This is a genomic window from Halorubrum saccharovorum DSM 1137 (genome assembly GCF_000337915.1).
Lineage (GTDB): Archaea > Halobacteriota > Halobacteria > Halobacteriales > Haloferacaceae > Halorubrum > Halorubrum saccharovorum.
This window is the reverse complement of the sequence record NZ_AOJE01000060.1, coordinates 221,906-247,060: the sequence shown is the minus strand read 5'-3', so window position 1 is coordinate 247,060 and position 25,155 is coordinate 221,906. Positions and strand designations below refer to the sequence as shown.

Here is a 25,155-nt window from a genome sequence, read left to right as displayed (position 1 = left end):
CTCGCCGTCCACCAGAATTATTTAGGTGGCAAATATATCCGACATCGTATGTCCCCTGACACCACGGGAACCTCACGACGAAGCTTCTTGCAACGAGCGGGCGGCGCGACGGTCGCAACGGCGTCCGTGGCCTCCCTCGCCGGCTGTGGCGGAAACGGCGGCAACGGCGGCGACGGCAGTGACGGCGGCGACGGGAGCGACGGCGGCGACGGGAGCGACGGCGAGGACGGGAGCGACGGCGGCGACGGCGACACGACGTCGCTCCGCTACGGCCGCGGCGCTCACTCCAGCACGCTCGACCCACAGAACACCACCAGCGGCGAGGTCGCGAAGGTGACCAACCAAGCGTACGAGGGGCTGATCGCGTTCCAAGCCGGCGAGGCGTCGCTCACTGAGTCGCTCGCCACCGACTGGTCGATGGACGGCGAGTCGGTGACGCTCACGCTGCGAGAGGGCGTGACCTTCCACGACGGGTCGGATTTCACCGCCGACGACTTCATCGCCACCTATCGGCGCTTCGTCGACGACGACTACGAGTACCACTTCGAGGAATCCTCCGCGTACGGGCCGTTCACGCTTGGTAACTGGATCGAGAGCGCCGAGGCGACGGGCGACTACGAGCTCTCGATCACGCTCACCCAGACGTACGCGCCGTTCCTCCGCAACCTCGCAATGTTCGCGGCCGTCGTCATCTCCCAAGACGCTATCGAGGGCGACACGAACCTCGGAGAAGAGATGGTCGGTACCGGCCCGTTCCAGCTCGAGACCCTGGACGACGCCAACAACCGGATCCGGCTCACCGCCTACGACGACTACTGGGGAGAGAGCCCGAACGTCGACGAGGTGCTGTTCCTCACTCGGGGCCAGAACTCCACGCGCGCACAGGCGCTCGTGGAGGAGGAGCTCGACATCATCGACGGGCTCGACCCCGACAGCATGCAGATCATCGAGGGGTCCGACACCGCTGAGAACCGGACGGCGACGGGAATCAACATCGGGTACATGGCGTTTAACCTCTCGCGCGTCGAGCCGTTCCGCGACCGCCGGGTCCGCCGCGCGATCAGTTACGCCATCGACACCCAGGCGATCGTCGAGAACATCTACTCGGGGATCGCGACGCAGGCCGACCAGCCGATTCCGCCCGCGCTGTTCGGCCACAACGACGACATCAGTCCCTACGAGTACGACCCCGATCAGGCGCAGAGCCTGCTCGAAGAGGCCGGCTACGGCGACGGGTTCTCGTTCTCGCTGACCACGTTCCAGAACCCGCGGGGGTACAACCCCGCGCCGCTCCCGACCGCCGAGACGATCCGCTCGAACCTCTCGGAGATTGGCATCGAGGTGTCGATCGACGACCGGCAGTTCTCCGACTACCTCACGTACACCAGCCAGGGGCGCCACGACGCGACGCTCGCGGGCTGGTACACGGACAACGCCGACCCCGACAACTTCTGTTACGTCCTCATGCACCCGCAGACCGAGGTGCCGGAGGGGCAAGACTGGGTGTCCTGGGACACCGAGGGGTTCAACACCTCGAACAACGCCGCGTGGGCCAACAGCGAGTACATGAGCGCCGTCGAGGAGGCCCAGCGAACCACGAACCAGGAGGACCGAGCCGCGCTGTACCAAGAGGCCGCCCAGATCGCACACGACGAGGCCCCGTGGGTGTTCATCGACTACGCCGACGAGGTCCGCGGCGTGTCCAACAGCGTGAGCAACTACACCGTCGCCGCGATCGGCGGGCCGTACCTCGAAGTGGTCGAGCTCGAGTAACGAGAACCGAACACAGATTTTTTGAACGTCCCACGCACCGATACGTCTGAATGGTCTCCAAACGATTCGTTTTGAAACGCCTGCTCATGCTGTTCCCCGTGCTGTTCGGGGTCGCGACGGTGGTTTTCGCCATCCTCCACCTCTCGCCGGGCGACCCGGCAGTGGTCATCGCGGGCGAGCGAGCGAGCCAAGAGTTCGTGAATCAGATCCGGTCAGACCTGGGACTGGACGACCCGCTCTGGCAGCAGTACATTCGGTTCCTGGGCGAGGTCGCGACGTTCGACTTCGGTCAGTCCTACCAGGTGAACCGGGGCACGCCGGTGAGCCAGATCCTCACGGACCGGCTCCCGATCACGATCGAACTCGCGCTGCTCGGCCAGTTCGCCGGCCTCCTGTTCGGGCTTCCACTGGGAATCCTGAGCGCGGTCAAACAAGACACCTGGACCGACCACCTCACCCGCATCGGCGCACTGAGCGGAATCAGCATCCCGATCTACTGGAGCGGTCCGCTGCTCATCCTGCTTTTCGCGCAGTTCCTCGGACTGCTTCCGACCAGCGGACGGATCGGCTCGGCGTACTTCGTCGACCCGGTCACGGGGTTCATCCTCGTCGACACGCTGTTGGCCGGAAACGTCGCGGCGTTCCGGTCCGCGGTCACTCACCTGTTCTTGCCGATCGTGGTGCTCGGCATCTACCAGATGGCGCTGCTCTCGCGGATGATGCGCTCGTCGATGGTCGAGGTGATCCGCCAAGACTACATGCGGACTGCCCGGGCGAAGGGGCAGGGCTCGAAGATCACCGTGATGAAACACGGGCTTCGTAACGCCTTCATCCCCGTTATTACCGTGATCGGCATCCAGTTCGGATCGCTGCTCGGCGGCGCGGTCCTCACGGAGACCGTCTTCGAAATCAACGGCATCGGCACGCTCCTCGTCGACGCGATCAATCGCAGCGACTATCCCGTCGTGCAGGGGACCGTCCTCGTCTTCGCCGTGTTGTACACGCTGGTCAACCTGGGCGTCGACCTCACCTACTCGATCCTCGATCCCCGCATCGAACAATGAGTACAGAAACACAGACCGGAACCGTCGACCGAGGCATCGTCGAGCGCCTGCGAGCGAGCCCGTTCCTCTCGCAGCTCCTCTCGAACCGACTCGCGGTCACCGGGATCGTCATCATCGTGGGCATCGTCCTACTCGCCGTCTACGCGCGGCTCACCTACGACCTCAGCGACCTCATGGCGACCCAGTTCGGCACGAACCCCTCCGAGGCCCCGCCCAGCTCGGAGTACCTGTTCGGCACCGACGGGCAGGCGCGCGACATCTTCCCGCGGGTGATGTACGGGGCCTGGTACGCCGTCCTCTACGGGACCGTCACCGTCGCGGCGTCGACGTTCCTCGGGGTCGGACTCGGGATCGTCGCGGCGTACTACGGCGACCTCACGGACAACCTCATCATGCGGACGATGGATGTCCTGCTGTCGTTCCCGTCGCTCCTCCTGGCGCTCGCGCTCGTCACGATCTTCCCGGAGGAGCTGGGGCTGTGGCGGGCCGTCGGCGCGCTGACGCTCGTGTACACGCCGCGGTTCGCTCGCGTGGTCCGCGGAGCGGCGCTGAAGGTACTCGAAGACGAGTACACCGACGCCACGAAGGCGCTCGGCGCGACCGACCCGCGGCTGATCGTCCGCCACATCCTCCCGAACTGCCTCGCGCCGATCACCGTCCAGTCGACGCTCAACTACGGGCTCGCGATTATCGACATCGCCGCGCTGTCGTTCCTCGGCTTCGGCGCCAGTCCGGGGGAACCGACGTGGGGAATGATGCTCTCGAACGGCGTCGAGTTCGGGCTGTTCTCCGGAGCGTGGTGGTGGTCCTTCTTCCCCGGGCTGCTGCTCGCGCTGACGGTGCTCGGGTTCAACCTCCTCGGCGACGGGATGCGCGACGCGCTCGACCCCCGGATGCGAGAGACCGTTGACTGAACGCGACCTCCGCCCGTTCGGTCGGACGGTCGCGCGGTGGGTCGGCGTCGGCGCTCTCGTCGGTGTCGCCCTCGCGGCCGCGCTGGTCCCGGTCGTGGGATCGCGAGCCGCAACCGACACCGCCTTCGCGCTCGGCGCGCTGGTGTTCGGGTTCGGCGTCGCGACGTGGGGTGGAACCGTCGGCTTCGGCGGATCGATGGCCGCCGTACAGGACCACCTCGGCGGCGAGTCGTCGTGGACCCGGTCGGGGGCCCGACAGGCGTTCGCCGTGCTGACCTGGGTCGGCGTCGGCTGGTCGGCCGCGGCGGTCGCGATGTCGATCGCGCTCGTCGGACTCTGAGGTCGGCGGTCGTCCGGTCACCGCGTTTTCACCTCCGAGCGCCGTCCGTGTCCGTTCGCGGTCGGAGCGACGGAGACCCGCGGACATCGCGTCCGCGTCGCTATCTCTCGCGGAGCAGAATCAGAAAGGGCGCCGCGACGCATCGGTCGTGCGGCGCCGTGCGGCGAACCGCCGCCCTACGCCTCGAACAGTTCGTCGACCGCCTCGCCGGCGGTCTCGGCCGCCTCGCGAGCGACGGCGTCCGGATCGGGGTCGTCGGGGGCGTTCAGGTAGACGTCGACGTCGAGGACGCCCTCCTCGAACGTGACCGTCACGTCCAGGTCGGTCACCGCCGACTGGTCGTAGTGGGCGAACACGACGCCCTCGGCCGCCTCCGCGGCGGTCTGGACGACTTCGTCGTCGGTGGGATCGCCGTCAACGTCGCCGACGACGGTCTCGTCGTCTTCACGTGATCCGTCGCTCGGTTCGTCGGACATCGACGCTTACGCGCCGCCCGCGCCCGGACCGCCCGGACCCATCGGGCCGCCGCCGCCGGCGCCGCCCTGGAGCATCTGCTGGAGCTCGCCCTGCAGGTCGTCGAACTGCTCCTGCACGCGCTCCTCCTGCTTCTCGAGCTGCTCGACGCGGACTTCGAGGGAGTCGACCTTGTCCTCGAGGTCGTCGTAGGCGGACTCGTAGTCCGTCTCGACGAGGACCTCGCCGATCTCGCGGTACATCCCGGCGTCCTCGTCGACGTCTTCGAGGGCGTCGAGGGCCGTCTTGGACTCGTTGAGCGCGGACTGAGCCTGCTCTTTCTGCTCGGCGACCTGCTGTGCGGTCTCCTGCAGCTCCTGCAGCTCCTCGATCTTCTCCTGTGCCTCGGGCGGCATGTTCCCTTGCATAGGCGCAACGAGGCGTCCCGGACGGAAAAACCCCCGACTTCTCTGTCGGCGATCAATTCGGCAGGTACAGGCCCAGAGAGACGTGGAACCGTCGGAGCGGCGCTACTCCCGACCGTCTCTCGTTCCGACGCGCTCGGCGACCTCGACGAGCCGCGACCAGCTGTTGATCCCGGCGCGGAGCGCGACGAGGTCGTCGGCGACGACGCGGACTCGCACCGCGTCGCCGTCGCGGGAGACGGTCGCGGCGGAGCGCGCGTCGTCGATCTCGCCGACCTCGGGCGCGAGCGCGTCGCCGACGAGGCGTGCGCGTCGCTCGGAGGGGTAGCGAAACGAGAGGACCGTCTCGTGCGCGCGGTCGGCGGTCGGGGTGACGGTGTCGGTAGTCACGTCGACGGGGTCGGAAGTCACGATGCGAGAACGGATCGGATCGAGATCGGAACGCGGTGTTACTCGACGTTGACTTCCTTCACGTCGCCGCCGCGCTCCTTCAGGAGGACGCGGTGGCCGCAGTACGGGCAGCGCACGCCGCCGTACTCGTCGAGGGTGACGTCGCGCTTACAGCGGGAGCACTTGTAGCTCATCGCCTTACTCCTCGTCGGCGAGCGCGGCGCGGATGGAGCGGCGAACGGTGCGACCGCCGGGCGTCTCGGGACGGTACGCGCCGCCGGTGAACGTCTCGCCGGTCTCCTCGTTGACCCAGATGCCGGTGCCAACGCGCTTGACGTCGTCGCCGTCGACGGTGGCGTTTTGCATTTCCTCTTCGATGTCCTGGACCCGCTTGCGGGAGACCCGGCCGTATCGGGCGCCAAATCGGCCCGCACTGCCGGTGCTTCGTGCCTTGTCCTCAGCCATAGTGACTGCGTCTACCGCCAGCGCGCGTAAAAAGGCTACGAGTCGGGGACGCCGGAGAGCGCGAGGAGGCGCCCCGGCGATCGCGACGAGCGACCGCCGACCGCAACGCCTTTCACTACTAAGTAATATTACTTGGTTGTATGCACGGATTCGACGGCTTCAGCGACGTGAGCGAGACGGACGTAACGAAGGCGATCGGCAACGAGTGGACCGACGGGTTCCTCGACTTCACGGAGTCGGACGTGATCGTCCTCGGCGGCGGCCCGTCCGGGCTGATGGCCGCCAAGGAGCTGGCCGAGCGCGGCGTGAAGGTGATGATCGTCGAGAAGAACAACTACCTCGGCGGCGGCTTCTGGCTCGGCGGGTTCCTGATGAACACGGTGACGGTCCGAGACCCGGCCCAAGAGATCCTCGCCGACCTCGACGTGGAGTACGAGCCGGTCGAGGACGTGGACGGGCTCTACACCGCCGCCGGCCCCGAGGCCTGTTCCGGGCTGATCAAGGCGGCCTGCGACGCCGGCGCGCGCGTCCAGAACATGACGGAGTTCACCGACCTGGTCGTCCGCGAGGACCACCGCGTCGGCGGGATCGTGATGAACTGGACGCCGGTCCACGCCCTGCCCCGGGAGATCACCTGCGTCGACCCCATCGCGGTCGAGTCCGACCTCGTGATCGACGCGACCGGCCACGACGCGGTCGCGATCAGCAAGCTCGACGAGCGCGGCGTCCTCTCGGCGCCCGGCATCGAGCACGCGAAGGAGCACAACACCGGGATGGACCAGACCGGCGACGGCGAGTACGGCGCCCCCGGCCACGACTCGCCCGGCCACGACTCGATGTGGGTCGGGGAGAGCGAGGACGCGGTCGTCGAGCACACCGGCGTCGTCCACGACGGCCTGATAGCGTCCGGCATGGCGGTCGCGACCGCCCACGGCCTCCCGCGGATGGGGCCGACCTTCGGCGCGATGTTAGTCTCGGGGAAGCGCGCAGCCCAGGCCGCCCTCGACGAGCTCGGCGTCGACGAGCCCGAGGTCCGGCTCTCCGCGGGCGACGCTCCCGCGCCGGCGGACGACTAAGCGGCGTTCCGGGTCGACGGTACCGGCGACGACCGGAGTGTCCCGCTGACGGTTCCGACGACTCTCCGCTTCACCTCCCCCGTCCGACCACAGCCCGAGGAAGTGTCACGAACGTTCACTCGGAGGCGACTCAACCGTGTGGCTTTTTCCTCCCCTGAGCCGAATCCGACGACATGCGAAACGCCAAGATCGTCTGTACGATCGGTCCCGCGTCGGACGACCGGGACACGATCCGCGGCCTCGCCGACGCGGGGATGTCCGTCGTCCGGCTGAACGCCAGTCACGGGACGACGGACCACCGCGAGGAGGTCATCGAACGCGCGCGCGCAGTCGACGACGAGATCGACGACCCGCTCGCGGTGATGGTCGACCTGAAGGGGCCGGAGATCCGCACCGCGGAGCTGGAGGAGCCGATTCTGCTCGCGACGGACTCCGAGGTGACGTTCGAGGAGGGCGACGACGCCACCCCCGAACTCGTGGGGCTCACCCACTCCATCGCGGCCGCAGAGCCGGGCGACACGGTCCTCCTCGACGACGGCCGGATCGAGTGTCGCGTGGAGCGGGTCGACGGCGAGTCGGTGACCGCCACCGTCGTCTCCGGCGGGAAGCTCAGCTCGCGGAAGGGCGTCAACCTCCCGGGCGTCGCCATCGACGTGGACCTCATCACCGCCGAGGACGAGGCCGAACTCGACCTCGCGGCGCGGGCGAACGCCGACTTCGTCGCGGCCTCCTTCGTGCGCGACGCGGCGGACGTCTACCAGATCGCGGACGCGCTGGAGGCGCGCGGCGCCGACGACATCCCGATCATCGCGAAGATCGAGCGCGCGGGCGCGGTCGAGAACCTCGACGGGATCGTCGACGCCGCCGACGGCGTGATGGTCGCCCGCGGCGACCTCGGCGTGGAGTGCCCGCTGGAGGACGTGCCCGTCATTCAAAAGCGGATCATCCGCAAGTGCGTCAACGCGGGCGTCCCCGTCATCACGGCGACGGAGATGCTCGACTCGATGGTCTCCTCCCGTCGCCCGACCCGCGCGGAGGCGTCCGACGTGGCGAACGCGGTCCTCGACGGCACCGACGCCGTGATGCTCTCGGGCGAGACCGCTATCGGAGACGACCCCGTCAACGTCGTCGAGACGATGGACCGGATCGTCCGCGAGATCGAGTCCAGCGACGAGTACGCGGAGACGCGCGAACAGCGCGTCCCGACCGCGGCGGAGGGGTCGCGGACCGAGGCGCTGGCCCGGTCCGCGCGCTACCTCGCGCGCGACATCGGCGCCTCCACCGTGGTCGCGGTCTCGGAGTCCGGATTCACGGCCCGGAAGACGGCGATGTTCCGGCCCGGCGTCCCCGTGGTCGCGACGACGCCGAACGACCGCGTCCGGCGCCAGCTCGCGCTCTCGTGGGGAGTCCGTCCCGTGATGACCGAGTACGCCCACGACATGGAGACGATCCTCGACAACGCGGTCGACGCCGCGCTCGACCGCGGCGGGGCCGAGTCGGGGGACACCCTCGTCGTGCTCTCCGGCATGCTGACCGAGTTCGAAGGGACGAACACGACGAACACGCTCAAGGTCCACGTCGCCGCCGAGACGCTGGTGACCGGGAAGGCGGTCGTCGCCGGCAGCGTCGCGGCCCCGGTGTACCGCACCGCCGACGGCGACTTACGCGAGGTCCCGGAGGGATCGATCGTCGCGCTCGGTCCCAACTTCGAGGGCGAGTTCACGGGCGACCTCGACGCGGTCGCCGGGATCGTCGACGCCCGCGAGGGGATGACGGGGTACCCCGCGGTGATCGCTCGCGAACTCGGCGTTCCGATGGTCTCGGGCGCGCCGCTCCCCGAGAGCGTGACGGACGGAACCGTGGTAACGGTCGACGGTGAGCGCGGTGTGGTCTACGACGGCGACGTGATCGCGGCGGCGCGGAAGCGGTAGCGGCACGCTTCGCCGTCACCCCTCCCGTCTCACCCGCCAGCCATTTACTGGTAAGCCGCCTAGCCGCTGGCATGAGCAGCGACGACGGCCGCGACGGGGGAAGCCGCGACGACGTGCGAAGCCGGGCGAACGACACCCGATCGGACGACGAAAACGAGGGTGGCGGCGAGAGCGAGTGGCGGTTTGCCGTCGACGACGTGGGGCCGAACGGCGTCGTCGAGGACACCCACACGCCCGAGAGCGAGCCGATCGAGCCCGGATCGATCGACGCCGAACACGCCGTCTGCGTCGTGCTCGGAGTCGTGCTCACGATCGGCGTTCTCTTCGTCGGGTTCTGATCGGTCGGCGTTCGGTTCACCGTCCTCCCGTACCACCACTTCCCCCGTTCCGCGACCCTCCCGTACCACCACTTATACCGTCACAGCCGTACGTCCGGACATGGACGCACTCGCGCAGTCCGGGCTCCTCTCCCCGGACACGCTGCCCCTGCTGCTGTTGACGGCCGGGCTGTTGCTCTCGATGGCGGAGGCGCTCGCGCCGGGCGCGAACTTCATCGTGGTCGGCATCGCGCTGATCGGGGCGGGGCTCGGCGGCCTCCTCCTCACGTCGCTCGGGGTCGTCGGCGCGGGGCTGACCCTGGTCATGGCGCTCCTGACGCTTCTCTTCGGCGCGGCGGCCTTCTACGGCTACCACGAGTTCGATCTGTACGGCGGGAAAGGCCAACAGCAGACGAGCGACAGCGACTCGCTGAAGGGGAAGACCGGCACGGTCACCGAGGAGGTGACCACCGCCGGTGGTGAGGTGAAGCTCTCCGGGGGCGGGTTCAACCCACACTACTCCGCGCGCTCGATCGAGGGGACGATCGAAGAGGGCGAGGAGGTGATGGTCGTCGACCCCGGAGGCGGCAACGTCGTCACGGTGGAGTCGATGGGGTACGTCGAGGACGACATCGACAGGGAGCTCGCCGCGGACAGGGCGCGGAAGGAAGCGCAGCGAGACGCCGAGGAAAGCGCGGACGGCGGCGAGTCAGAGCCAGAGACCGAAACCGAACGGGAGTGACCGCAACGGCGAGGTGACTGATAAACGGACCCGCGGTGGCTCGTGCCGACGAGCGACCGCGGGCCCCGAGTCGCGTGCGCGAGGGAGTCGGTGCGACGCTCGCGAGCGCCGCACCGACGAGGCTGGGGCCTCGGAAGTGTTCGCCGTCGGTCCACGCTCGACGATTTATAAGCAGCCAACCGGACCGTTACCGGTCGTCACAGAGCCCCGCGCTATCGATCAGTTGAAACGCACCGCCGGCCACGAACGCGTATGGACGCGGACCGCCGGATCGCCGCCGTCGAGGAAGTTCCCGAGGACAGCACGCTGCTCGTGACGCTGCGACCGGTCGACCCCGAGAGCGTCGACGACGGCGAGGGCGACGTTGGCGAGGCCGAGGACGGTACCCCAGAGGCCGAAGCGGTCCTCACGCGGGCGGCCGGCGAGGTGCGCGCATTCCGCAACTACTGTCAGCACTGGACCGACGTGCGCCTCGACAAGGACGACGGGGCGTTCGTCCGCAACGGCGAGGTGTTCTGCCAGACGCACGGCGCCACCTTCGAGGCCGACGGCGGCTACTGCAACTTCGGCCCCTGCGAGGGGGCCGTCCTGGAGTCGGTCGCCGTGAGCGTCGACGGCGACGCGGTGTTTCTCGACGACGACGCCTACGAGTTCGTCCGAGTCGGCCACGCGACCCGCGACGACGACGCGGGGGACTCGCGGATCGATTTCACCGGGAACTGAGGAGAGAGCGGAGCGACTCGAACCGACGACGGCCGACGCGGCCGCGTCGGACCCGGAGACGACGGCGGCTCTTTGTGCAGCGCCGGCGCAGTTGCGCCGGGACGACGAAGGACGCGTCTGAGCGATCCGAATCCGTGCCGACGCTGGATGCTCACCGGCGGTCTCGCGGCGGCGGTCGGGCGGTCTCCGGCTGTCTCGACGGCTCGGTGACGGGTGGCCCCGCGAACCGCGACGGCGGCGATCGAGTCCGTCAGAACCGCGTCCGACCGCTCGCGCCGCCCGCGTCGTCCCGTCCGAGCGCCTTCTTCAGGAAGCTCATCCAGCGCTTGCGATCGGCCGCCTTCTGCCGCTCCGCTTCCGTCTCCGGGTCGGGCGCGTCGAGGCCCTCCAAGGCGTCGAGCGCGCGGTCGATCCCGATGATCGACGCCGCCAGCTCCTCGCCGCGGTCGTAGCTCACCTCGTTCTCCTCGATGGGTTCGAGCCGTTCCAACCGCTCGCGCCGGAGGTTCCGCTTCGCCTGTTCGACTCGCTCGCGCTCGCCGGGCGGAACCGTGTCGCGGCGCTTGATCTCGAAGACGAACGACTGCAGTTCGATCGGCTCCCCCTGGATCTCGATCTCCTCGGGGATCTCCGCGCCCACCGTCGCCGCCTCGCGGTTGACGCGTTCGAGGAGCCCCTTCCGCTCGTACTCCTTCACGCCCGCTCGGTAGGGGTCGGTCGCACTTCGCTCCTTCGCTCGGCGCGCCCGACGCGAGCCCGCGCACCGCCGACAGGGCGCGGCTCGCGAAGGGACGGCGTTAACCCGACCGCGACGCAAGCGGCCCCATGGAATCGCTCGAAGCCGAACTCGAACGCGCCCGCGACCTCGACGCCGACGAGCTCGCCGACGCCATCGAGTCGATCGGCTTCGAGTGCACCCGCTGTGGCGGCTGCTGTACGGGCTACGCACCCGACGATCCGGGCGGCGCGCCGGCGGGAGAAGGAGCTGACACCGGGGACGGTGAAGGGGACCGCGAACCCGACCGCGAACCCCACACGGCCACCGTCTTCCCGGACGAGGTCCGCGCCGTCGCCGACGCCGCCGAGGCGGAGTTCGGCGAGTCGTACGACTGGCGCGACGTCGCCCGCCCGATGCCGTTCGGGCTCTCCGCGGGCGACGACGGTGAGCCCGCGGGCGAGACGTTCGAGTGGGCGCTCGCGACCGACGACTGCGGCGACTGCACGTTCTACGAGGAGACGGACGGACAGGGGGCCTGTACCGTCCACGACGCCCGACCGCTCATCTGTCAGACGTATCCGTTCAGCGTCGCGCTCGACGGGACGAGCCAGCCGATGGGCGAGGCGGTCGACGCCGAGGGCGTCGTCCGCGCACACGAGTGCGAGGGGCTCGGCCGCGACATCTCGCGCGAGGACGCCGAGGAACTGGCCGCGGCGCTCAAAGAGCGCGCGGTCCGCGAGCTGGAGGAGGCGATCGGCGTGCGCGACGGCTACGACCCGACCGCCGCCGAGCGCGCCGACGGCGACGCGGTCGTCTTCGACTCCGAGGGGCCGAAGGAGGCGGACGGGACGCCGATCGACGGGAAGTGACGGCCCAAAACGTCGGGGCGCGGCCGTTAGACCGCGTCGAGCGCCGCGTCGACGTCGGCGGCGAGCGCCTCTCGCGCCGCCGCGTCGGGGACCGTGAGGGGCGGCCGAACCCGCGGGTCCGGGATGAATTCGCGGTGGGCGGCCGCGACCTTCGCGGCGGGCGCGAATCCGTGCTCGGCACAGCGGGCGAAAAGCGGCGCGATCGCCTCCCGGTGGAGCGCCAGCGCGCGGTCCTCGTCGCCGGCGCGGAGCGCCTCGCGGAGCGCGACGAACGCCTCGGGGATCACCTGCGAGAGCGCGTTGACCCCGCCGTCGACGCCGAGCGACACGGTCGGGTAGAGCTGGGCGTCGACGCCCTGGAAGACGGTGAAGGAGTCGGGAGTCCCGCGGAGGGCGGCGTCGAGCCCGGAGAGGTCGCCGGACGTGTCTTTCAGCCCGACGACCGACTCGTGCGCGGCGAGGTCGGCGACGACGCCGGGATCGATCGGCTCGCCGACCGTCGCCGGGATGTCGTACAGGTAGATCGGAACGGGAGACTCGTCGGCGACCCGTTCGAAGAAGGCTCGCTGGCCGTCGGGACCCGTCGAGGTCTGGTAGTACGGGAGCGTGATGAGCCCCGCGTCGGCTCCGGCCTCGGCGGCGAACCGAAGGCGGTCGCGGACGCCCGAGACGGTCGTGTCCGCCGCGCCGGCGATCACGGGGACACGGCCGTCGGCCGCCCCGACGACGGTCTCGATCACCGTTCGCCGCTCCGCGTCGGTGAGGCTGGCGAACTCGCCGGTCGTTCCGCAGGGGACGACCCCGTCGAGGCCGGCGTCGACGAGCGTTTCGACGTGGGTCGCGAGCGCGTCGACGTCGACGCCGCCGTCGGCGTCGAACGGCGTCACGATCGGGGACGAGACAGCGCCGTGTCGGAACTCCGGATCGCTCATGAGGAACGGTTTAGCGGACCGCAATAAAGAGCTTAGTCCGGTGGCGGCAGTTGCCGGAAGCGATCGCGCGATTTCGGATCGGGGCGGCTGTGAGTCGGGAGGGCAGAGAGCCGCAGTCAGTCGACTTCGACCGGCTCGCCGTCTGAAACGGTCGCGTCGTTTCGCCCCCGGTACCCGTCCCGGAGCGCGATCGCGAGCGCGCCGAGTCCGAGCAGGAGGACGAGCAGGTCGACGAGCCCGCCGATCCACGGGACCAGTCCGATCAGGGCGACGCCGACGACGCCGAGGAGGAGCGCGCCCCACCGGTTCGGCCTGCCGAGCCGGTCCAGCGCCCACGCGCCGAGGGCGTACCGACCGTACACGGAGCCGACCCAGAGCGCGACGACGTAGGCCGCGAGCCCGACGAGCGCCAGCGGGAGCCCGACGAGCGTGATCGCCACGAGGGCGAGGGCGATCGGGGTGACGATCAGCGCGAGGAGACCGACCCCGCCGCTGACGAGGGGGCCGCCGCCGACGCGGTCCTCGACGCCGCGGGAGAACCGGGGGAACGCGAGCAGGAGGACCGTGCCCAGCGCGAGGTTGACGGCGACGCCGTACGCGGAGCCGACCCACGAGGGCAGGAGCTGGCCGCCCTCGCCGACCCCGATTCCGCCGTCGCCGCTGAGGCTCTCGTCCTCCACGACGCCGCCGGCGACGGTCGCGTCCGAGCTCCGGCTGAACTCGTCGGCGTCGTACCGGAACTCGCCGCCGACGGCCGCGTTGGGCCCGAGGACCACGGAGTCGGCGCTCGCGCGAACGTCGCCGCCGACCGCGCCGTCGACGGTGATCGCTCCCGCGCTGACGTCGAGCGAGCCGTCGACCCGGCCGGTCTCCGTCAGGTCGAAGGAGCCGGCGCCGACCTCGACGTTTCCGCCGACCTCGCCGTCGATCACCACGGTCCCGGCGGCGGCTTGGACGTTTCCGTTGACCCGGCCGGTCTCCGCGATCCGGATCGATCCGGCCGCGCCGGAGAGGTCGCCGTCCACGGTGCCGCGCACGACGATCGTCGCGGACACGGTTTCGACGCCGTCGACCGTCTCTCCCTCGTCGACGACGACGGAACCGGACGGGCCCTGGACCGACTGGGCCGTCGCGGGCACCGTCGCGACCGGCGAGAGAAGCGCTGCGATCGCGAGGGCGACGACGATGCGACGACGAGTGCTGCTGTCCGAGAGGGCCATACGCGGAGTATCACTGCCGAGGTACATATGTTTATTCGTCAACCGTTTGCGGGCGTCTCAGGCGCGTCGAGCGACTCATCGGCGACTCCTCGTTTTTGAGGACGCACACGCGTGCCGGAACCCGTCGGGGCCCCCTGGGCCACTCCCGGACCCGATCCGTCGCCTGCACAACGGGGACGTACCGCTGGTCGGCGCCTCTCTCGACGGTCGGTCCGAGCGTGTCGGCGGTACAACTATACTGGTCCGTCTCCACGTTTCGCTGGAGTCTACTATGGAGATCTCAGAGAAGCTCCTTTGTCTGTTCAGCGCCGACGTTCGCGAGGAGGACGGCGAGTACGTCGTGGAGGTCCCGCGACGCGAGGTCGAGACCGGCTCGCTGGAGCCGGGCGAGACGTATCGCGTCGCGCTCATCTCCCGCTCCGAGGCCGAGGCGGCCGAGGAAACCGACGAGAGCGTCGACACCTCGGCGTCCCGCGCCGACGACGGGCCGCAGCCCCCGGTCGAGCCCGGGGAAATGCGCTACGTCGAAATCGAGGATCTCGGCAAGCAGGGCGACGGGATCGCCCGCGTCGAGCGCGGGTACGTGATCATCGTCCCGGACACGGAGGTCGGCGAGCGCGTTAAGATCGAGGTAACGGAGGTCAAATCGAACTTCGCGGTCGGGGAAGTCGTCGAGGAGTCGGCCTGACTCACTCGGCGGCGTCCGGAGAAACCGCCGAGCCGCGCTCGCCTTCCGGAACTCGGGCGTCCCAGTAGGAGACGGACGCCACGTAATCGCCCGGAATCGTGTCGCCGACGAGCCCGTCGATCGCCCGGAACGGCTTCGCGACGGGGCCCGGAAGCTCGCGGTAGAACCCGTACGGCAGCACGAAGTCGTGCTCCTCGCCGGCGAGCGTCAGATCCGCTGCGCGGAGCATGTCGACGACCTGCCGCTCGGAGTAGAGCCGGGACCCCATCGGGAGCAGCCAGGTGTACAGCGTCCGGAGGCTGCGGCTGTTGAACGTGTCGAAGAACACCTGATCGGCGCTGACGCGGCGCAGTTCGCGGGCGAACGGCACCGGGTTGTCCATCAGGTGGAAAAAGCGCATCGCGACCACGGTGTCGAAGTGGTCGTCCGGGAACGGGAGCCGGGAGGCGTCGCCGCGGACGAACTCCACGGTGTCGGAGAGCCCCGCCTCGGCCGCATTCTGGCGTCCCTGTTCGAGCATCTCGCGGGAGATGTCGAGCCCGACGATGTCGGCGCCCTGGTCCGCGAGCATGGTCGTGAACCGACCGGTGCCGCAGGCGACCTCCAGCACGCGGTGTCCCTCCTCGATCGGTCCGAGTGCCGAGAGGACCGCTTCCTTCTCGCGCCGGTCGATGAGCTCTCCGCCGCCGGAGAACCGTACGTCCTCGTACTCTTCCGCGACCTCGTCGGCCTGGTACCAGTCCTGTCCCTTCACGTTGTCCGTACTGCACACCCGACCGACAAAACCGTACTGGATGCGGTCGACGTATGCCCGGCGACGGCGGTGTCGACGGCCGGGAGATCGGCCGACAGTTCGATCGACGGAACAGTCGACGAGTCGTCCGGTCAGCCGCTCGTCGCGACGTTCTGGACCGAGATATGTATCAGCACCCGCGATCCGAACTCCTCGCCGTGATGCGGGTGCTCGCCGGTCCGGCTCCGTCGGGCACCGCCGCGTCAAAATACGTCCCGATCGATCAGGATTGACAGGTGGCCGAACTGTGATATTAACACATTATATTATTCCAATCAAATTCCCCTATATGTAGCCAACCTTTACCAATAGGCGCGGGCTGGACATGAGATATGAGTACCAGTCCCGCGGAGACCGCCGACCAGGACCGCCTCTCAGAAGCCGAGTACCGCGATCGCTTACGCGAACTCCCCCCCAGCGCCAAACTCGTCGCGAAGGTGCTGGAGGGCGACGCCCCCCTCTCGCAGGGCGGCCTCGCCGACGAGTCCCTGCTTCCCGACCGGACCGTCCGCTACGCGCTCAACCGTCTGGAGGAGGAAGGCCTCGTCGACTCCCGCTACAGCTTCAAGGACGCGCGCAAGCAGGTGTACTACCTGACGGTCTGAACCGCGCGCGACGCGCCTGACAGTCTGACAGTCTGAATCGCGCGTAAATCTGCAGCGTGCCGATCGGCGCGTAACCGCTCCCGACCGATCCGCGGCGCAGCCGAACGAGCGCCGCCGCACGGAGCCCTTTTTAATCCTTGGCCCCGATACTCGACTGTATGGACCTCTCGGTCGTCGTGCCCACTCTCAACGGGCGGGATCGGTTAGCCGCCTGTCTCGACGCGCTGGCGGCACACGCTCCCGAGGCTGAGGTGGTCGTCGCCAACGGCCCCTCCGCCGACGGCACCACCGGGATGGTGCGGGACCGCGACGACGTGGACGTGCTGGTGGAGATCTCCGACCGCACGGTCAACGTCGCTCGCAACGCCGGTATCGAAGTCGCCACCGGAGACGTGGTGGCTCTCGTCGACTACGACAACCGGATCGGGGAGGGGTGGCTCGACGCCGTGCGTGCCGGGCTCGACGGTGCGGACGCCGTGACGGGACCGGTGATTCCGATCGAGTCGGGCGAAGGGGGACGCGACGACGAGGGGGACACCGGGGGCGACGACGAGGGGAGCACCGGGAGCGACGACGAGGGGCGGGACGGCGGGCACCGCGGCGACGAGAGTCACGACAACGAGCGCGACGGCCCGGAGCGCCGGGCGATCGCGGGCACCGAAGTGACCTACTTCGAGGGGGGCAACGTCGCCTTCCGGCGAGAGGCGCTCCGGGACCTGGACGGCTTCGACGAGTACCTCAACACCGGCGGCGCGCGCGACGCTGCCCATCGGCTGGCGCAGATGGGACGGACCGTGGCGTGGCGCGAGGGGATGGCCGTCACCGAGGAGCTTCCGAGCCCGACGGCGGCCGACGGCGGGCGCAGCGCCCGCGAGTGGGGGTGGAAGTACCGAGCGCTCGCGTATCGCCTCCTGAAGAACTACGGCGTCCGCCCGACCGTCGTCGCGCGGGTCGGAACGCACGCGGCGACGGACGCGCTCGGGGCCGCCGGCGACGTGATCCGCGGCGAGTCGACGCCGTCGCGGTGGGTCGCCACCGGGCGCGACGTGCTCGTCGGCCTCGCCGGCGGGAGCTCCGACGGGCTCGTCGCGCGGAGCCGAGACCGGAGCCCGGCTCGGAACCCGAACGGCATCTCGAAGCGCGCCGACCGCGCCGTCGCGAAGTACGACCGGCGAGCGTCGGAGGAGTGACCCCGCACCGAGAGCGACCCCGCGCCTTTTAACCTCGGCCGCCGCCAAGGACCGGTAACGAATGGGACTCACGAAGCGGATCATCCCCTGCATCGACGTCGACCTCGACGACGACGGGGACGCGGCGGTGTACACGGGCGTCAACTTCGAGAACCTGGAGTACACCGGCGACCCGGTCGAGCTGGCGAAGAAGTACAACGACGCGGGCGCCGACGAGTTCGTCTTCCTCGACATCACCGCGAGCGCGGAGGGGCGCGAGACGATGCTCGACGTGGTGAACGCGGTCGCCGACGAGTGTTTCATCCCGCTGACGGTCGGCGGCGGCATCCGCACTAAGGCCGACATCAAGGAGACGCTCCGCGCGGGCGCGGACAAGGTGTCGATCACGACCGGTGCCCTCGAACGCCCGGAGCTCATCGAGGAGGGCGCGGCGGCGTTCGGCAGCCAGTGTATCGTCATCTCCGTCGACGCGCGTCGCCGGTACGACGACGCTGGGGAGCACTTCTACGAGGACGAGAACGGCGAGGCGGTGTGGTTCGAGTGCACCAAGAAGGGCGGCCGCGAGGGAACCGGAATCGACGCCGTCTCGTGGGCGAAGGAGGCCGAGGAGCGCGGCGCGGGCGAGCTGTTCGTCAACTCCATCGACAAGGACGGGACGAAGGACGGCTACGACATCCCGCTGATGAAAGCGGTGTGCGACGCCGTCTCGACGCCCGTCATCGCCTCCTCCGGGTGCGGCTCTCCCGAGGACATGTACGAAGTGTTCACCGAGGCGAACGCCGACGCCGGGCTCGCGGCCTCCATCTTCCACTTCGGCGACTACTCGATCGAGGAGACGAAGGCGTACCTCGACGAGCGCGGCGTGCCCGTCCGACTGTAGACGGGGTTCCGGTGCGGCCGTAGGGAGGAGGAATTCGGGGTGTAGTTTTACTCAGAGTTCGGTTAATATCCGTTATCTACGACGGTTGTTTCGTCGATCGCGATCGAAAACCAATACTTATTATTTGATCGGGGACAGACCGTGACGTATGTCCACGTCATCGACGCGCGTCCGTGCCGAGCAATCGGAGCTCGTCTGTAAGCGGACTGACGGCGACTCCGACGGCGAGGAGGTGACGTTCTTCGAGCGGGACCGCGATCCCGACGAGCGGACGACTCGTTGGATCACGGTCCGCGCGGCGGACTGCGTGCCGGCGGACGAGTGGCGATAGGTTCGCGACCGGGACGCGTCGGCGGTGAGAGGCCGCACGCCGCGTGTCGCCGTCGGTGGAACCGCACGACACCGGCGATCGCACCGCGCTTGACGCAACGTTCCCCGATCCGGTCGCGGTCGGGCGTCCCGACTTCCGTCGGGCGACCTGGCCCGGCGCCGGGCGGCCCGTGGCTATTTACGGTACGTCAGTGTTGAGCGGTTATGTCGTCACCACCGTTCATCCGCCAGGATTCCGGAGAGTTGGACTTCGGTCAGATCCGCGCAGAGCTATTCCCGCTTGCCGGCCTCATCGTCCTGTTCGGGGCGGCGGCGCTGCTCGTGTTTTTGATCGTGCTGCTGGTCGGCGGGAACTCGCTGCTCGCTGGATTCCTCACCGTCGTCTCGCAGTTCATTCTCGCAGTCGGCACCGGTCTCGTGTTGATGTACGTCGTCGCGCGCGGGATTCAGCTCGCCGACACCGAATAGCGCCCCAGAGACACGGGCTCCGCTCGCCGCCGGGCCAGACACCAGCGGCGGCTGTTAGAGCGGTACGACCCGCGCGGGCGAGCGCGGCGCAGCGCGTCGCGTCAGTCGTCGGCGACGGCGCGGTCGGCGAACTGCGGGAGCTCGTCGTCGAGCAGCGCCACGGTCGCCAGGCGTATCGCGTGCGGCCACCCGAGCGGGGTCGCGCTGTCGGGCGTCCCGTCGTCGAAGAACTGCTCGGGGAGGAAGGTCGTCGGCTCGCAGAGCGCCCCGCCGGGCGAGACGTGCGCGAGCAGGTGGCGGGCGCGCTCGACCAGCTCCGCCGCGCGCGGGTCGTCGTGGTCGGCGAGGAGGACCGCCAGCTCGGCGCAGGCGTTCGCGCCCCACGCGGTCGAGACGGTCCACACCTTCTCGGAGCGCTGGCCGGCCCGCCGCCACCCGTCGCCCTCGTACCGGATCAGCCCCGCGATCTCGTCGCTCTCGTGGGCGAGCCCGTCCACGACCGTCTCGACGTGCGAGACCAGCCGATCGAGGCGCTCGGGGTCGACCGCGCCGGTCTCGCCCCCGTCGCCGGCCCGGTTCCCGTCTCCGCCGTCGCCTTCGACTCCCCCGAGCGCGTCGAACGAGCGGTGCGCGCTCGCCAGCGACAGCGTCGAGGAGTCGAGCCGGTCGTCGATGGCTCCCTCGGGCGTCTCGCGGAGCGCGTAACAGCCGCGCTCGGGGACCCACAGGTCGTCGAGGGCGTCGTACACCCGCGTCGCCTGATCGCGGGCGTGGCCGGCGAGGTCGTCCGGGAGGGCGTCGGGGTCGAGGTCGCCGTCCGGATCGAGCGCGCCCGCGTCCAACCCGTCGCCGTGGAGCGCGAGCTCGCTGTACGCCTCCAGGAACGTCGCCGTCGTGTGCGCGAACCGCCCGGCGCTGTCCTCCCACGCGTTCTGGCAGACGACGGGGCGGCCGTCGTCCGCGAGGGTCTCGTCGAGCCCGGCGAGCGCGGCGACGAGGGTCCGGTCGAGTCCTTCGACGTCGACGCCCCCGGCGCGCGCCTGCGCCAGGTAGGCGATGACGCTGCCCGTCTGGTCGGCCTGGTAGTCCACGTCGGGTCCGTCCTCAATGCGCGCGTTCGCCCAGCCGGGCGCGAGCGCGCCGTTCCGCGGCCACACCCGGTGGGGCCACGAGCCGTCGGGGCGCTGGGTGGCGACGTACATCTCGGCCGAACGCGCGTGCCAGTCGTCGAGCCCGAGTCCGAGGCGGTCGTCGGCGTCGAGCGCGAACGTCGATATCTCGGCGTCGTCGCGGAACCACGTGTAGCCGTACCCCCCGGAGGTCGCGTAGAAGGGGTCGAAGTCGGGGCCGGCGATCCGGAGCCCGGACTCCGCGGAGAGCAGCGAGAGCACCCGGAGGTCGGCGACGACCGACTCCCGGGCCGGGACCGACTCGGGGACCGACGGAGTGGTCTCGGCCGCGGCCGCGGCGAGCGCGTCCGGGTCGTCGAGGGCATCGAACAGCTCCGCGAGCCGGTCGCGAGCGGCCTCACGGGTCGTCTCCTCGCGGTCGGTCAGCAGGGTACCGACCGTGGCAACGCCGTCCTCGAAGGGCACGTCGGCGACGACCTCGCCGGAGAGCCGCTCCTCCTCGTAGCGGTCGCCGTCGCGGTCCCGGGGGAGGTCGGTCGGTGCGTCGTCGAGCAGTTCGGGAAACGTCGCCGGGAGCTGGCCGCGAAGGTCGGAGAAGCCGGTGTCGCTCGCGAGGAAGTCGCGCTCGTCGGCGTGGTACACCTCGACCGCGTCGTCGTACCGGAGCTGTCCGACCCGGTCGTCGCGCCCGTCGGGGGCGAACCGGGCGTACACGACGAGCGAGAGGTCGGCGGGGTCGACGTTCGCGTGCCCGTCGTCGCCCACGTCGACCGCCGCGCGCGTGAGGTGCGCGTCGCCGATCGTCGCGTCGTGTCTGGTCACCGTCCCGTAGTCGGTCTCGTGAACGGTCTCGATCAGGGTCGTGTCGCCGACGTAGCGCTGCTCGGTCGCGACCTCGTCGAGCCACGTGAGCTCGTCGCCGACCGCGAGGCCGACGCGCGAGCGGACGAGTCCGGTCAGACCGGTCAGCGGATGACCGAAGTCTCGGAGCTCGCCGTCGGCGTCGACGTGAACGAGACGCCCCTCGCCCCCCGAGAATCGGCCGGTGACGGTCCGGCGTTCGCCCGGGAACCGGGTGGCGTGCCCGGTGTGTCGCTTGTAGTCGTCGAGCGCGTCGCGGAGTTGCATTACGCGGGTAAACGACCCCTCCGCGTATGAAGTTTTGGTGTAATTATTATTCATCCGTTTGGAGAACGGAAACCCTCAAGCCGGGGCGCCGTCGGGGACCCGTATGCACGAACCCGGACCGCCGCGCGCGACGAGCGTCGGCGAATCCGTCGAGTTGGCTCCGCGAAACCCCGATCCCGACGGAAGCTACGAGTGGACGCTCCGCGACGCGCCGGCCGAGAGCGACGGGGGCACAGCGGTTCTCGTCCCCGGTCAGACGGACCGCGCCGACGCCCCGGTCGTTCACCTCCGTCCCGACGCGCCCGGCACCTACGCCCTGACGCTCGACGCCCCGGACGGGACGCACCGGCAGCGTGTGCGCGCGTACCCCGACGAGCGGCGGTCGGTCGAGCTCCGCGTCCCCGCCGCGGACCTCCCGGTCGACGACGGCGACGTGGACCGCGTCTCGCTGATGTGGCCCCACAACGACCGCCTGCTCGCGCGCGACCGCCCCGAGCGCGACGGCGACGACTGGGTCTGCGAGGTCCGCGTCCCGCCCGGTCGCCACGGGTTCAGCTTCGTCGCCAACGACGACCCGGGCAACGAGCACCGCGACGAGGTGACGGTGGCGGGACCGGGGCGGCCGCGCGTCTCGGTGTCCGCGACCGTTGCCGAGGGTGCGGAGGGGGACGGTGCGGGGAACGGAAGCGGGGCGGGAGCGGTCCTCCGGATCGACGCCGACGCATCTGCGCCGCCCGACCTGGACGGCGAAGGGGACGCCGGCCGGAACGGCGGCGAGTCGCCCGTCGCCGTCGACTTCCTCGTCGACGACCGCGACGCGGATCCCGAGACGGTCGCGCGGATCGAGTCGCTGGCGGCGGGCGACGCGCTCCCGCTCCCGGCCTCGGAGCTTCCCGACGACCTCACCGGCGGGATCCGGGTCCACGTCGTCCCGCACGGCGACCGCTACGGCGCGGCCGAGACGGTCCGGATCGATCGGGACAGGAGCGGGGCCGCAGGGGTGGACGAGGCCGGCTCGCTCACCGTTCGCGATCCCCACGCGCCCCCCGAGTGGGCCGACTCGCCGACGATCTACGAGGTCTTCGTCCGATCGTTCGCCGGCGGCACCCTGCCGACGACGTTCCGCGAGATCGAGCGCCGGGTTCCGTACGTCGAGAGCCTCGGCGTCGACGCGCTCTGGCTCACGCCCGTGCTCGCCTCGCCGACGGAGCACGGCTACCACGTCACGGACTACTACGACACCGCCGCCGACCTCGGGTCGCGAGAGGCGTTCGAGTCGCTCGTCGCGGCCTGCCACGAGGCCGGAATTCGGGTGATCTTCGACCTCGTTATCAATCACACCTCCCGCGACCACCCCGCCTTCCAGATGCACGCCGCCGGCGTCGCCGAGTACGCCGACCACTACCGCCGGACCGACGGCGCGTTCGACGTGACGGGCACCGACTGGGCGGAGCTCGCCGACGGCGACATGCCGGAGTACTACTTCAACTGGCGGCGGATCCCGAACCTCAACTTCGACAGCCCGGCGGTCCGCGAGTGGCTGCTGGACGTGGTCGACGAGTGGAGCGCGGTCGTCGACGGCTTCCGCGCCGACGTGGCGTGGGGCGTCCCCCACGGCTTCTGGAAGGAGGTCGGCGAGCGCGTTCCCGACGACTTCCTGCTGCTCGACGAGACGCTCCCCCACGACCCTTTCTACGGCGAGGGGGAGTTCGACCTCCACTACGACACCTCGCTGTACGACGTGCTCCGGAGTATCGGGGCGGGCGACGCGCCCGCGGACGCCATCGGGGACGCGTTCGCCCGCGCCGAGTGGCTCGGGTTCGACGACCCGGGCCTCCAGATGCGCTACGTCGAGAACCACGACGAGGAGCGCTACCTCGCGGAGTGCGGGCGGGAGGCGCTGCGGGCGGCCGCCGCGGCGACGTTCACGCTCCCCGGCGCGCCGATGGTCTACGCCGGCCAGGAGCGCGGCAACGAGACGTACCGCGGGCCGATCCGGTGGCACGACGGCGACAACGCCCTCACCGACTTCCATCGCGACCTCGCCGCGCTCCGCGAGCGCGAGCCGCTCCTCCGAGACGGCGCCGTCGACTTCGCGGGCCGCGCCGCCGACGTGTCGGTCGTCGACGGCGACCCCGAACGCGTGACGGCGTACGAGCGAGTCCCGCCGGCGACGGCCGGTTTCGGGAGCGACGATCTCGCCCGCGACGCCGACCCGCTCCTCGTCGTCGTCAACTTCGCGGAGCGCCCCGCGACGGTGACGGTACCGCCCGAATTCGAGACCGACCTGTTCGCGGCCGACGGGGCGGGTGACGCCGACGGCTGCGGGGCGATCGACGGAGAGATCGCCGTCGACAGCGTCGCAGTCCTGCGGTAGGACAAACTGTCCGGATGCGCTCGTCGCGGCGTCGTCCTCCGACTCTTATAAGTTACCCCCCCACCCTTCTGTGCCATATGGACGACCGGACGCTGAACGATCTTCTCCGCCGGTTCGGGCTCTCGGACAAGGAGGTCGACACGTACCTCAGTCTCTTGGCGCACGGCGAGGCGAAGGCGAGCACCGTCGCCGACGCCGCCGGCGTGTCGAAACGCTACGTTTACAGCGTGAGCGAGTCGCTCGCGGAGCGCGGCTTCGTCGAGGTGAACGACCACGTCGTGCCGACGACGATCCGCGCCAACCCGCCAGACGAGGTGATAAATCGGCTCCGCTCGGACGTGGACGCGATCCGCCCCGGCTTGGAGGAGCGCTTCTCGCGGGTGGAGCGACAGACCGAGCAGTTCGAGGTGATCAAGTCCCGCGTGACGGTGATAAAGCGGATCCGGTCGCTGCTCGCGGACGCCGACGCCGAGGTGACGCTGTCGATCACCGCCGAGCACCTCCCGGAGATCCGCGACTCCCTCGTCGAGGCGGTCGACCGCGGCGTCCTGGTGTTGCTCATCGTCTCCGGCACTGACGATGCGCCGGAGAACATCGAGGGCGACCTCGGCGGCGTCGCCAGCGTCGTCCGGACGTGGAGCGAGGCGATGCCGATCCTGCTCACCGTCGACTCGGCGGCCGGCATCGTCGTCCCGCCCGAGCTGTTGCACCGGTCCAACACCGACCGCCAGGCGATCCACTTCTCGCAGGAGCAGCTCGCGCCGGTGATCGTCGGCTCGTTCCTCGGGAACTACTGGCCGGCCGCGAGCGAGGTCGCGACCGCGGCGCCCGCACCGCTTCCGGCGGAGTACGCGAACTTCAGGCACACGGTCCTCCAGGCGACGCTCCGGCTCCGGGCCGGCGAGACCCCCCACGTCACCGTGGGCGGCCGGTGGACCGACGACGACGAGTCGGCCGAGGTCAGCGGCCGCGTCGTCGAGTCGAAACAGGGGTTGGTGGAGCCGACGACCAACGAGTTCCCCGTCGAGCACTCCCTCGTCGTCGAGACCGACGACGGCGAGACCGTCACGGTGGGGGGACAGGGCGCTTTCGTGGAAGACGTGGAGGCCGACCTCGTGCGGATCGAGGCGGACGGAGCCGATCGCGACGAGGCGGACGCATCGGGCGAGGACTGACGGCGAGACAGCGGCGGATCCGACGACGAGCGAGTGCTC

Annotated in this window: 28 protein-coding genes; 18 read left to right on the top strand and 10 right to left on the bottom strand. The window is 69.9% G+C overall.

The features are described 5' to 3' along the window. Nucleotides 1–48 precede the first annotated feature (48 nt). Genes C471_RS12485 through C471_RS12470 form a run of 4 tightly spaced genes read left to right on the top strand, consistent with a single transcriptional unit; the run spans nucleotide 49 to nucleotide 4,091 of the window. Complete coding sequence (locus C471_RS12485; RefSeq protein WP_049909360.1) at nucleotides 49–1,773, top strand: ABC transporter substrate-binding protein; 1,725 nt, start codon at nucleotides 49–51, stop codon at nucleotides 1,771–1,773. Between the two features lie 50 nt (nucleotides 1,774–1,823). Then, the gene (locus C471_RS12480) at nucleotides 1,824–2,837 is read left to right on the top strand and encodes an ABC transporter permease (RefSeq protein WP_004049532.1); all 1,014 of its coding nucleotides are present in this window, start codon (nucleotides 1,824–1,826) and stop codon (nucleotides 2,835–2,837) included. Next, nucleotides 2,834–3,751, top strand: a complete 918-nt coding sequence (locus C471_RS12475; RefSeq protein WP_004049531.1) for an ABC transporter permease — start codon at nucleotides 2,834–2,836, stop codon at nucleotides 3,749–3,751. Before C471_RS12480 ends, C471_RS12475 begins: the two co-directional genes overlap by 4 nt. Next, nucleotides 3,744–4,091 carry a DUF7268 family protein gene (locus C471_RS12470; RefSeq protein WP_004049530.1) on the top strand — a complete coding sequence of 116 codons (348 nt, stop codon included), beginning with the start codon at nucleotides 3,744–3,746 and terminating at the stop codon, nucleotides 4,089–4,091. The genes C471_RS12475 and C471_RS12470 overlap by 8 nt, the downstream gene beginning before the upstream one ends. A gap of 176 nt (nucleotides 4,092–4,267) precedes the next feature. Here the strand turns inward: C471_RS12470 and C471_RS12465 are convergent, their stop codons facing one another. The 5 genes from C471_RS12465 to C471_RS12445 form a co-directional block, all read right to left on the bottom strand. Then, nucleotides 4,268–4,567 carry a DUF3194 domain-containing protein gene (locus C471_RS12465; protein WP_004049529.1) on the bottom strand — a complete coding sequence of 100 codons (300 nt, stop codon included), beginning with the start codon at nucleotides 4,565–4,567 and terminating at the stop codon, nucleotides 4,268–4,270. A 6-nt stretch (nucleotides 4,568–4,573) separates the two neighbouring features. After that, nucleotides 4,574–4,960: a prefoldin subunit beta gene (locus C471_RS12460; protein ID WP_049909380.1), complete on the bottom strand. Its 387-nt coding sequence runs from the start codon at nucleotides 4,958–4,960 to the stop codon at nucleotides 4,574–4,576. A gap of 114 nt (nucleotides 4,961–5,074) precedes the next feature. Next, on the bottom strand, nucleotides 5,075–5,359 hold the full coding sequence (locus tag C471_RS12455) for a KEOPS complex subunit Pcc1 (RefSeq protein WP_049909379.1): 285 nt from the start codon (nucleotides 5,357–5,359) through the stop codon (nucleotides 5,075–5,077). 59 nt (nucleotides 5,360–5,418) lie between these two features. After that, nucleotides 5,419–5,553, bottom strand: coding sequence for a DNA-directed RNA polymerase subunit P (locus C471_RS12450; RefSeq protein WP_004049526.1), 135 nt, complete (start codon nucleotides 5,551–5,553; stop codon nucleotides 5,419–5,421). 4 nt (nucleotides 5,554–5,557) lie between these two features. Beyond that, entirely contained in the window at nucleotides 5,558–5,824 is a 267-nt protein-coding gene (locus tag C471_RS12445) for a hypothetical protein (protein ID WP_008849122.1), read from the bottom strand. 140 nt (nucleotides 5,825–5,964) lie between these two features. Between C471_RS12445 and C471_RS12440 the strand changes: the two genes are divergently transcribed. The 5 genes from C471_RS12440 (at nucleotide 5,965) to C471_RS12420 (ending at nucleotide 10,613) form a co-directional block, all read left to right on the top strand. Then, a complete protein-coding gene (locus tag C471_RS12440) occupies nucleotides 5,965–6,900 on the top strand; it encodes a sulfide-dependent adenosine diphosphate thiazole synthase (RefSeq protein WP_004049524.1) in 936 nt (311 codons plus the stop codon). A gap of 173 nt (nucleotides 6,901–7,073) precedes the next feature. Next, entirely contained in the window at nucleotides 7,074–8,831 is a 1,758-nt protein-coding gene (gene pyk, locus C471_RS12435) for a pyruvate kinase (RefSeq protein WP_004049523.1), read from the top strand. A gap of 71 nt (nucleotides 8,832–8,902) precedes the next feature. After that, nucleotides 8,903–9,169 carry a DUF7312 domain-containing protein gene (locus C471_RS12430; RefSeq protein ID WP_004049522.1) on the top strand — a complete coding sequence of 89 codons (267 nt, stop codon included), beginning with the start codon at nucleotides 8,903–8,905 and terminating at the stop codon, nucleotides 9,167–9,169. A 100-nt stretch (nucleotides 9,170–9,269) separates the two neighbouring features. Continuing rightward, a complete protein-coding gene (locus C471_RS12425) occupies nucleotides 9,270–9,890 on the top strand; it encodes an NfeD family protein (protein WP_004049521.1) in 621 nt (206 codons plus the stop codon). 252 nt (nucleotides 9,891–10,142) lie between these two features. Next, on the top strand, nucleotides 10,143–10,613 hold the full coding sequence (locus tag C471_RS12420) for a Rieske (2Fe-2S) protein (RefSeq protein WP_004049520.1): 471 nt from the start codon (nucleotides 10,143–10,145) through the stop codon (nucleotides 10,611–10,613). 250 nt (nucleotides 10,614–10,863) lie between these two features. Here the strand turns inward: C471_RS12420 and C471_RS12415 are convergent, their stop codons facing one another. Then, nucleotides 10,864–11,310: a DUF5788 family protein gene (locus C471_RS12415; protein ID WP_004049519.1), complete on the bottom strand. Its 447-nt coding sequence runs from the start codon at nucleotides 11,308–11,310 to the stop codon at nucleotides 10,864–10,866. Nucleotides 11,311–11,438: 128 nt separating this feature from the next. Here C471_RS12415 and C471_RS12410 point away from each other — a divergent pair, with 128 nt between their 5' ends. Then, the gene (locus C471_RS12410) at nucleotides 11,439–12,200 is read left to right on the top strand and encodes a YkgJ family cysteine cluster protein (RefSeq protein WP_004049518.1); all 762 of its coding nucleotides are present in this window, start codon (nucleotides 11,439–11,441) and stop codon (nucleotides 12,198–12,200) included. Between the two features lie 26 nt (nucleotides 12,201–12,226). Here the strand turns inward: C471_RS12410 and C471_RS12405 are convergent, their stop codons facing one another. Together C471_RS12405 and C471_RS12400 are read right to left on the bottom strand one after the other, a co-directional pair. Further along, a complete protein-coding gene (locus C471_RS12405; RefSeq protein ID WP_004049517.1) occupies nucleotides 12,227–13,132 on the bottom strand; it encodes a dihydrodipicolinate synthase family protein in 906 nt (301 codons plus the stop codon). A 116-nt stretch (nucleotides 13,133–13,248) separates the two neighbouring features. Then, on the bottom strand, nucleotides 13,249–14,352 hold the full coding sequence (locus tag C471_RS12400) for a bactofilin family protein (RefSeq protein ID WP_004049516.1): 1,104 nt from the start codon (nucleotides 14,350–14,352) through the stop codon (nucleotides 13,249–13,251). 271 nt (nucleotides 14,353–14,623) lie between these two features. Between C471_RS12400 and C471_RS12395 the strand changes: the two genes are divergently transcribed. Next, nucleotides 14,624–15,040: a TRAM domain-containing protein gene (locus C471_RS12395; RefSeq protein WP_004049515.1), complete on the top strand. Its 417-nt coding sequence runs from the start codon at nucleotides 14,624–14,626 to the stop codon at nucleotides 15,038–15,040. 1 nt (nucleotide 15,041) lies between these two features. Here the strand turns inward: C471_RS12395 and C471_RS12390 are convergent, their stop codons facing one another. Beyond that, entirely contained in the window at nucleotides 15,042–15,794 is a 753-nt protein-coding gene (locus C471_RS12390) for a class I SAM-dependent methyltransferase (RefSeq protein ID WP_049909358.1), read from the bottom strand. Between the two features lie 371 nt (nucleotides 15,795–16,165). On the opposite strand from C471_RS12390, the gene C471_RS12380 reads away from it, so the two are divergent. The 5 genes from C471_RS12380 (at nucleotide 16,166) to C471_RS12360 (ending at nucleotide 19,306) form a co-directional block, all read left to right on the top strand. Next, nucleotides 16,166–16,438: a MarR family transcriptional regulator gene (locus C471_RS12380; protein WP_004049512.1), complete on the top strand. Its 273-nt coding sequence runs from the start codon at nucleotides 16,166–16,168 to the stop codon at nucleotides 16,436–16,438. A 158-nt stretch (nucleotides 16,439–16,596) separates the two neighbouring features. Further along, nucleotides 16,597–17,628 (top strand): glycosyltransferase family 2 protein, encoded by a 1,032-nt coding sequence (locus C471_RS12375; protein ID WP_004049511.1) that lies wholly within the window; start codon nucleotides 16,597–16,599, stop codon nucleotides 17,626–17,628. A gap of 61 nt (nucleotides 17,629–17,689) precedes the next feature. Then, entirely contained in the window at nucleotides 17,690–18,508 is an 819-nt protein-coding gene (gene hisF, locus C471_RS12370; RefSeq protein ID WP_004049510.1) for an imidazole glycerol phosphate synthase subunit HisF, read from the top strand. 148 nt (nucleotides 18,509–18,656) lie between these two features. After that, nucleotides 18,657–18,839, top strand: coding sequence for a DUF7511 domain-containing protein (locus tag C471_RS12365; RefSeq protein ID WP_004049509.1), 183 nt, complete (start codon nucleotides 18,657–18,659; stop codon nucleotides 18,837–18,839). Between the two features lie 203 nt (nucleotides 18,840–19,042). Next, on the top strand, nucleotides 19,043–19,306 hold the full coding sequence (locus C471_RS12360) for a hypothetical protein (RefSeq protein ID WP_004049508.1): 264 nt from the start codon (nucleotides 19,043–19,045) through the stop codon (nucleotides 19,304–19,306). Between the two features lie 101 nt (nucleotides 19,307–19,407). Here the strand turns inward: C471_RS12360 and C471_RS12355 are convergent, their stop codons facing one another. Further along, nucleotides 19,408–21,564, bottom strand: coding sequence for a hypothetical protein (locus C471_RS12355; protein WP_004049507.1), 2,157 nt, complete (start codon nucleotides 21,562–21,564; stop codon nucleotides 19,408–19,410). A gap of 103 nt (nucleotides 21,565–21,667) precedes the next feature. On the opposite strand from C471_RS12355, the gene C471_RS12350 reads away from it, so the two are divergent. Both C471_RS12350 and C471_RS12345 read left to right on the top strand, forming a co-directional pair. Then, a complete protein-coding gene (locus tag C471_RS12350; RefSeq protein ID WP_004049506.1) occupies nucleotides 21,668–23,941 on the top strand; it encodes an alpha-amylase family glycosyl hydrolase in 2,274 nt (757 codons plus the stop codon). A gap of 77 nt (nucleotides 23,942–24,018) precedes the next feature. Beyond that, nucleotides 24,019–25,116, top strand: coding sequence for a TrmB family transcriptional regulator (locus tag C471_RS12345; protein WP_004049505.1), 1,098 nt, complete (start codon nucleotides 24,019–24,021; stop codon nucleotides 25,114–25,116). Nucleotides 25,117–25,155 lie beyond the last annotated feature (39 nt).

Coding starts and splice junctions, on each gene's coding strand:
- C471_RS12420 (WP_004049520.1), top strand. CDS start 10,143: ATGGACGCGGACCGCCGGATCGCCGCCGTCGAGGAAGTTCCCGAGGAC.
- C471_RS12485 (WP_049909360.1), top strand. CDS start 49: ATGTCCCCTGACACCACGGGAACCTCACGACGAAGCTTCTTGCAACGA.
- C471_RS12375 (WP_004049511.1), top strand. CDS start 16,597: ATGGACCTCTCGGTCGTCGTGCCCACTCTCAACGGGCGGGATCGGTTA.
- C471_RS12480 (WP_004049532.1), top strand. CDS start 1,824: ATGGTCTCCAAACGATTCGTTTTGAAACGCCTGCTCATGCTGTTCCCC.
- C471_RS12465 (WP_004049529.1), bottom strand. CDS start 4,567: ATGTCCGACGAACCGAGCGACGGATCACGTGAAGACGACGAGACCGTC.
- C471_RS12360 (WP_004049508.1), top strand. CDS start 19,043: ATGTCGTCACCACCGTTCATCCGCCAGGATTCCGGAGAGTTGGACTTC.
- C471_RS12425 (WP_004049521.1), top strand. CDS start 9,270: ATGGACGCACTCGCGCAGTCCGGGCTCCTCTCCCCGGACACGCTGCCC.
- hisF (WP_004049510.1), top strand. CDS start 17,690: ATGGGACTCACGAAGCGGATCATCCCCTGCATCGACGTCGACCTCGAC.
- C471_RS12475 (WP_004049531.1), top strand. CDS start 2,834: ATGAGTACAGAAACACAGACCGGAACCGTCGACCGAGGCATCGTCGAG.
- C471_RS12365 (WP_004049509.1), top strand. CDS start 18,657: ATGTCCACGTCATCGACGCGCGTCCGTGCCGAGCAATCGGAGCTCGTC.
- C471_RS12405 (WP_004049517.1), bottom strand. CDS start 13,132: ATGAGCGATCCGGAGTTCCGACACGGCGCTGTCTCGTCCCCGATCGTG.
- C471_RS12440 (WP_004049524.1), top strand. CDS start 5,965: ATGCACGGATTCGACGGCTTCAGCGACGTGAGCGAGACGGACGTAACG.
- C471_RS12380 (WP_004049512.1), top strand. CDS start 16,166: ATGAGTACCAGTCCCGCGGAGACCGCCGACCAGGACCGCCTCTCAGAA.
- C471_RS12395 (WP_004049515.1), top strand. CDS start 14,624: ATGGAGATCTCAGAGAAGCTCCTTTGTCTGTTCAGCGCCGACGTTCGC.
- C471_RS12400 (WP_004049516.1), bottom strand. CDS start 14,352: ATGGCCCTCTCGGACAGCAGCACTCGTCGTCGCATCGTCGTCGCCCTC.
- C471_RS12460 (WP_049909380.1), bottom strand. CDS start 4,960: ATGCCGCCCGAGGCACAGGAGAAGATCGAGGAGCTGCAGGAGCTGCAG.
- C471_RS12410 (WP_004049518.1), top strand. CDS start 11,439: ATGGAATCGCTCGAAGCCGAACTCGAACGCGCCCGCGACCTCGACGCC.
- C471_RS12430 (WP_004049522.1), top strand. CDS start 8,903: ATGAGCAGCGACGACGGCCGCGACGGGGGAAGCCGCGACGACGTGCGA.
- C471_RS12450 (WP_004049526.1), bottom strand. CDS start 5,553: ATGAGCTACAAGTGCTCCCGCTGTAAGCGCGACGTCACCCTCGACGAG.
- C471_RS12355 (WP_004049507.1), bottom strand. CDS start 21,564: ATGCAACTCCGCGACGCGCTCGACGACTACAAGCGACACACCGGGCAC.
- C471_RS12350 (WP_004049506.1), top strand. CDS start 21,668: ATGCACGAACCCGGACCGCCGCGCGCGACGAGCGTCGGCGAATCCGTC.
- C471_RS12345 (WP_004049505.1), top strand. CDS start 24,019: ATGGACGACCGGACGCTGAACGATCTTCTCCGCCGGTTCGGGCTCTCG.
- pyk (WP_004049523.1), top strand. CDS start 7,074: ATGCGAAACGCCAAGATCGTCTGTACGATCGGTCCCGCGTCGGACGAC.
- C471_RS12445 (WP_008849122.1), bottom strand. CDS start 5,824: ATGGCTGAGGACAAGGCACGAAGCACCGGCAGTGCGGGCCGATTTGGC.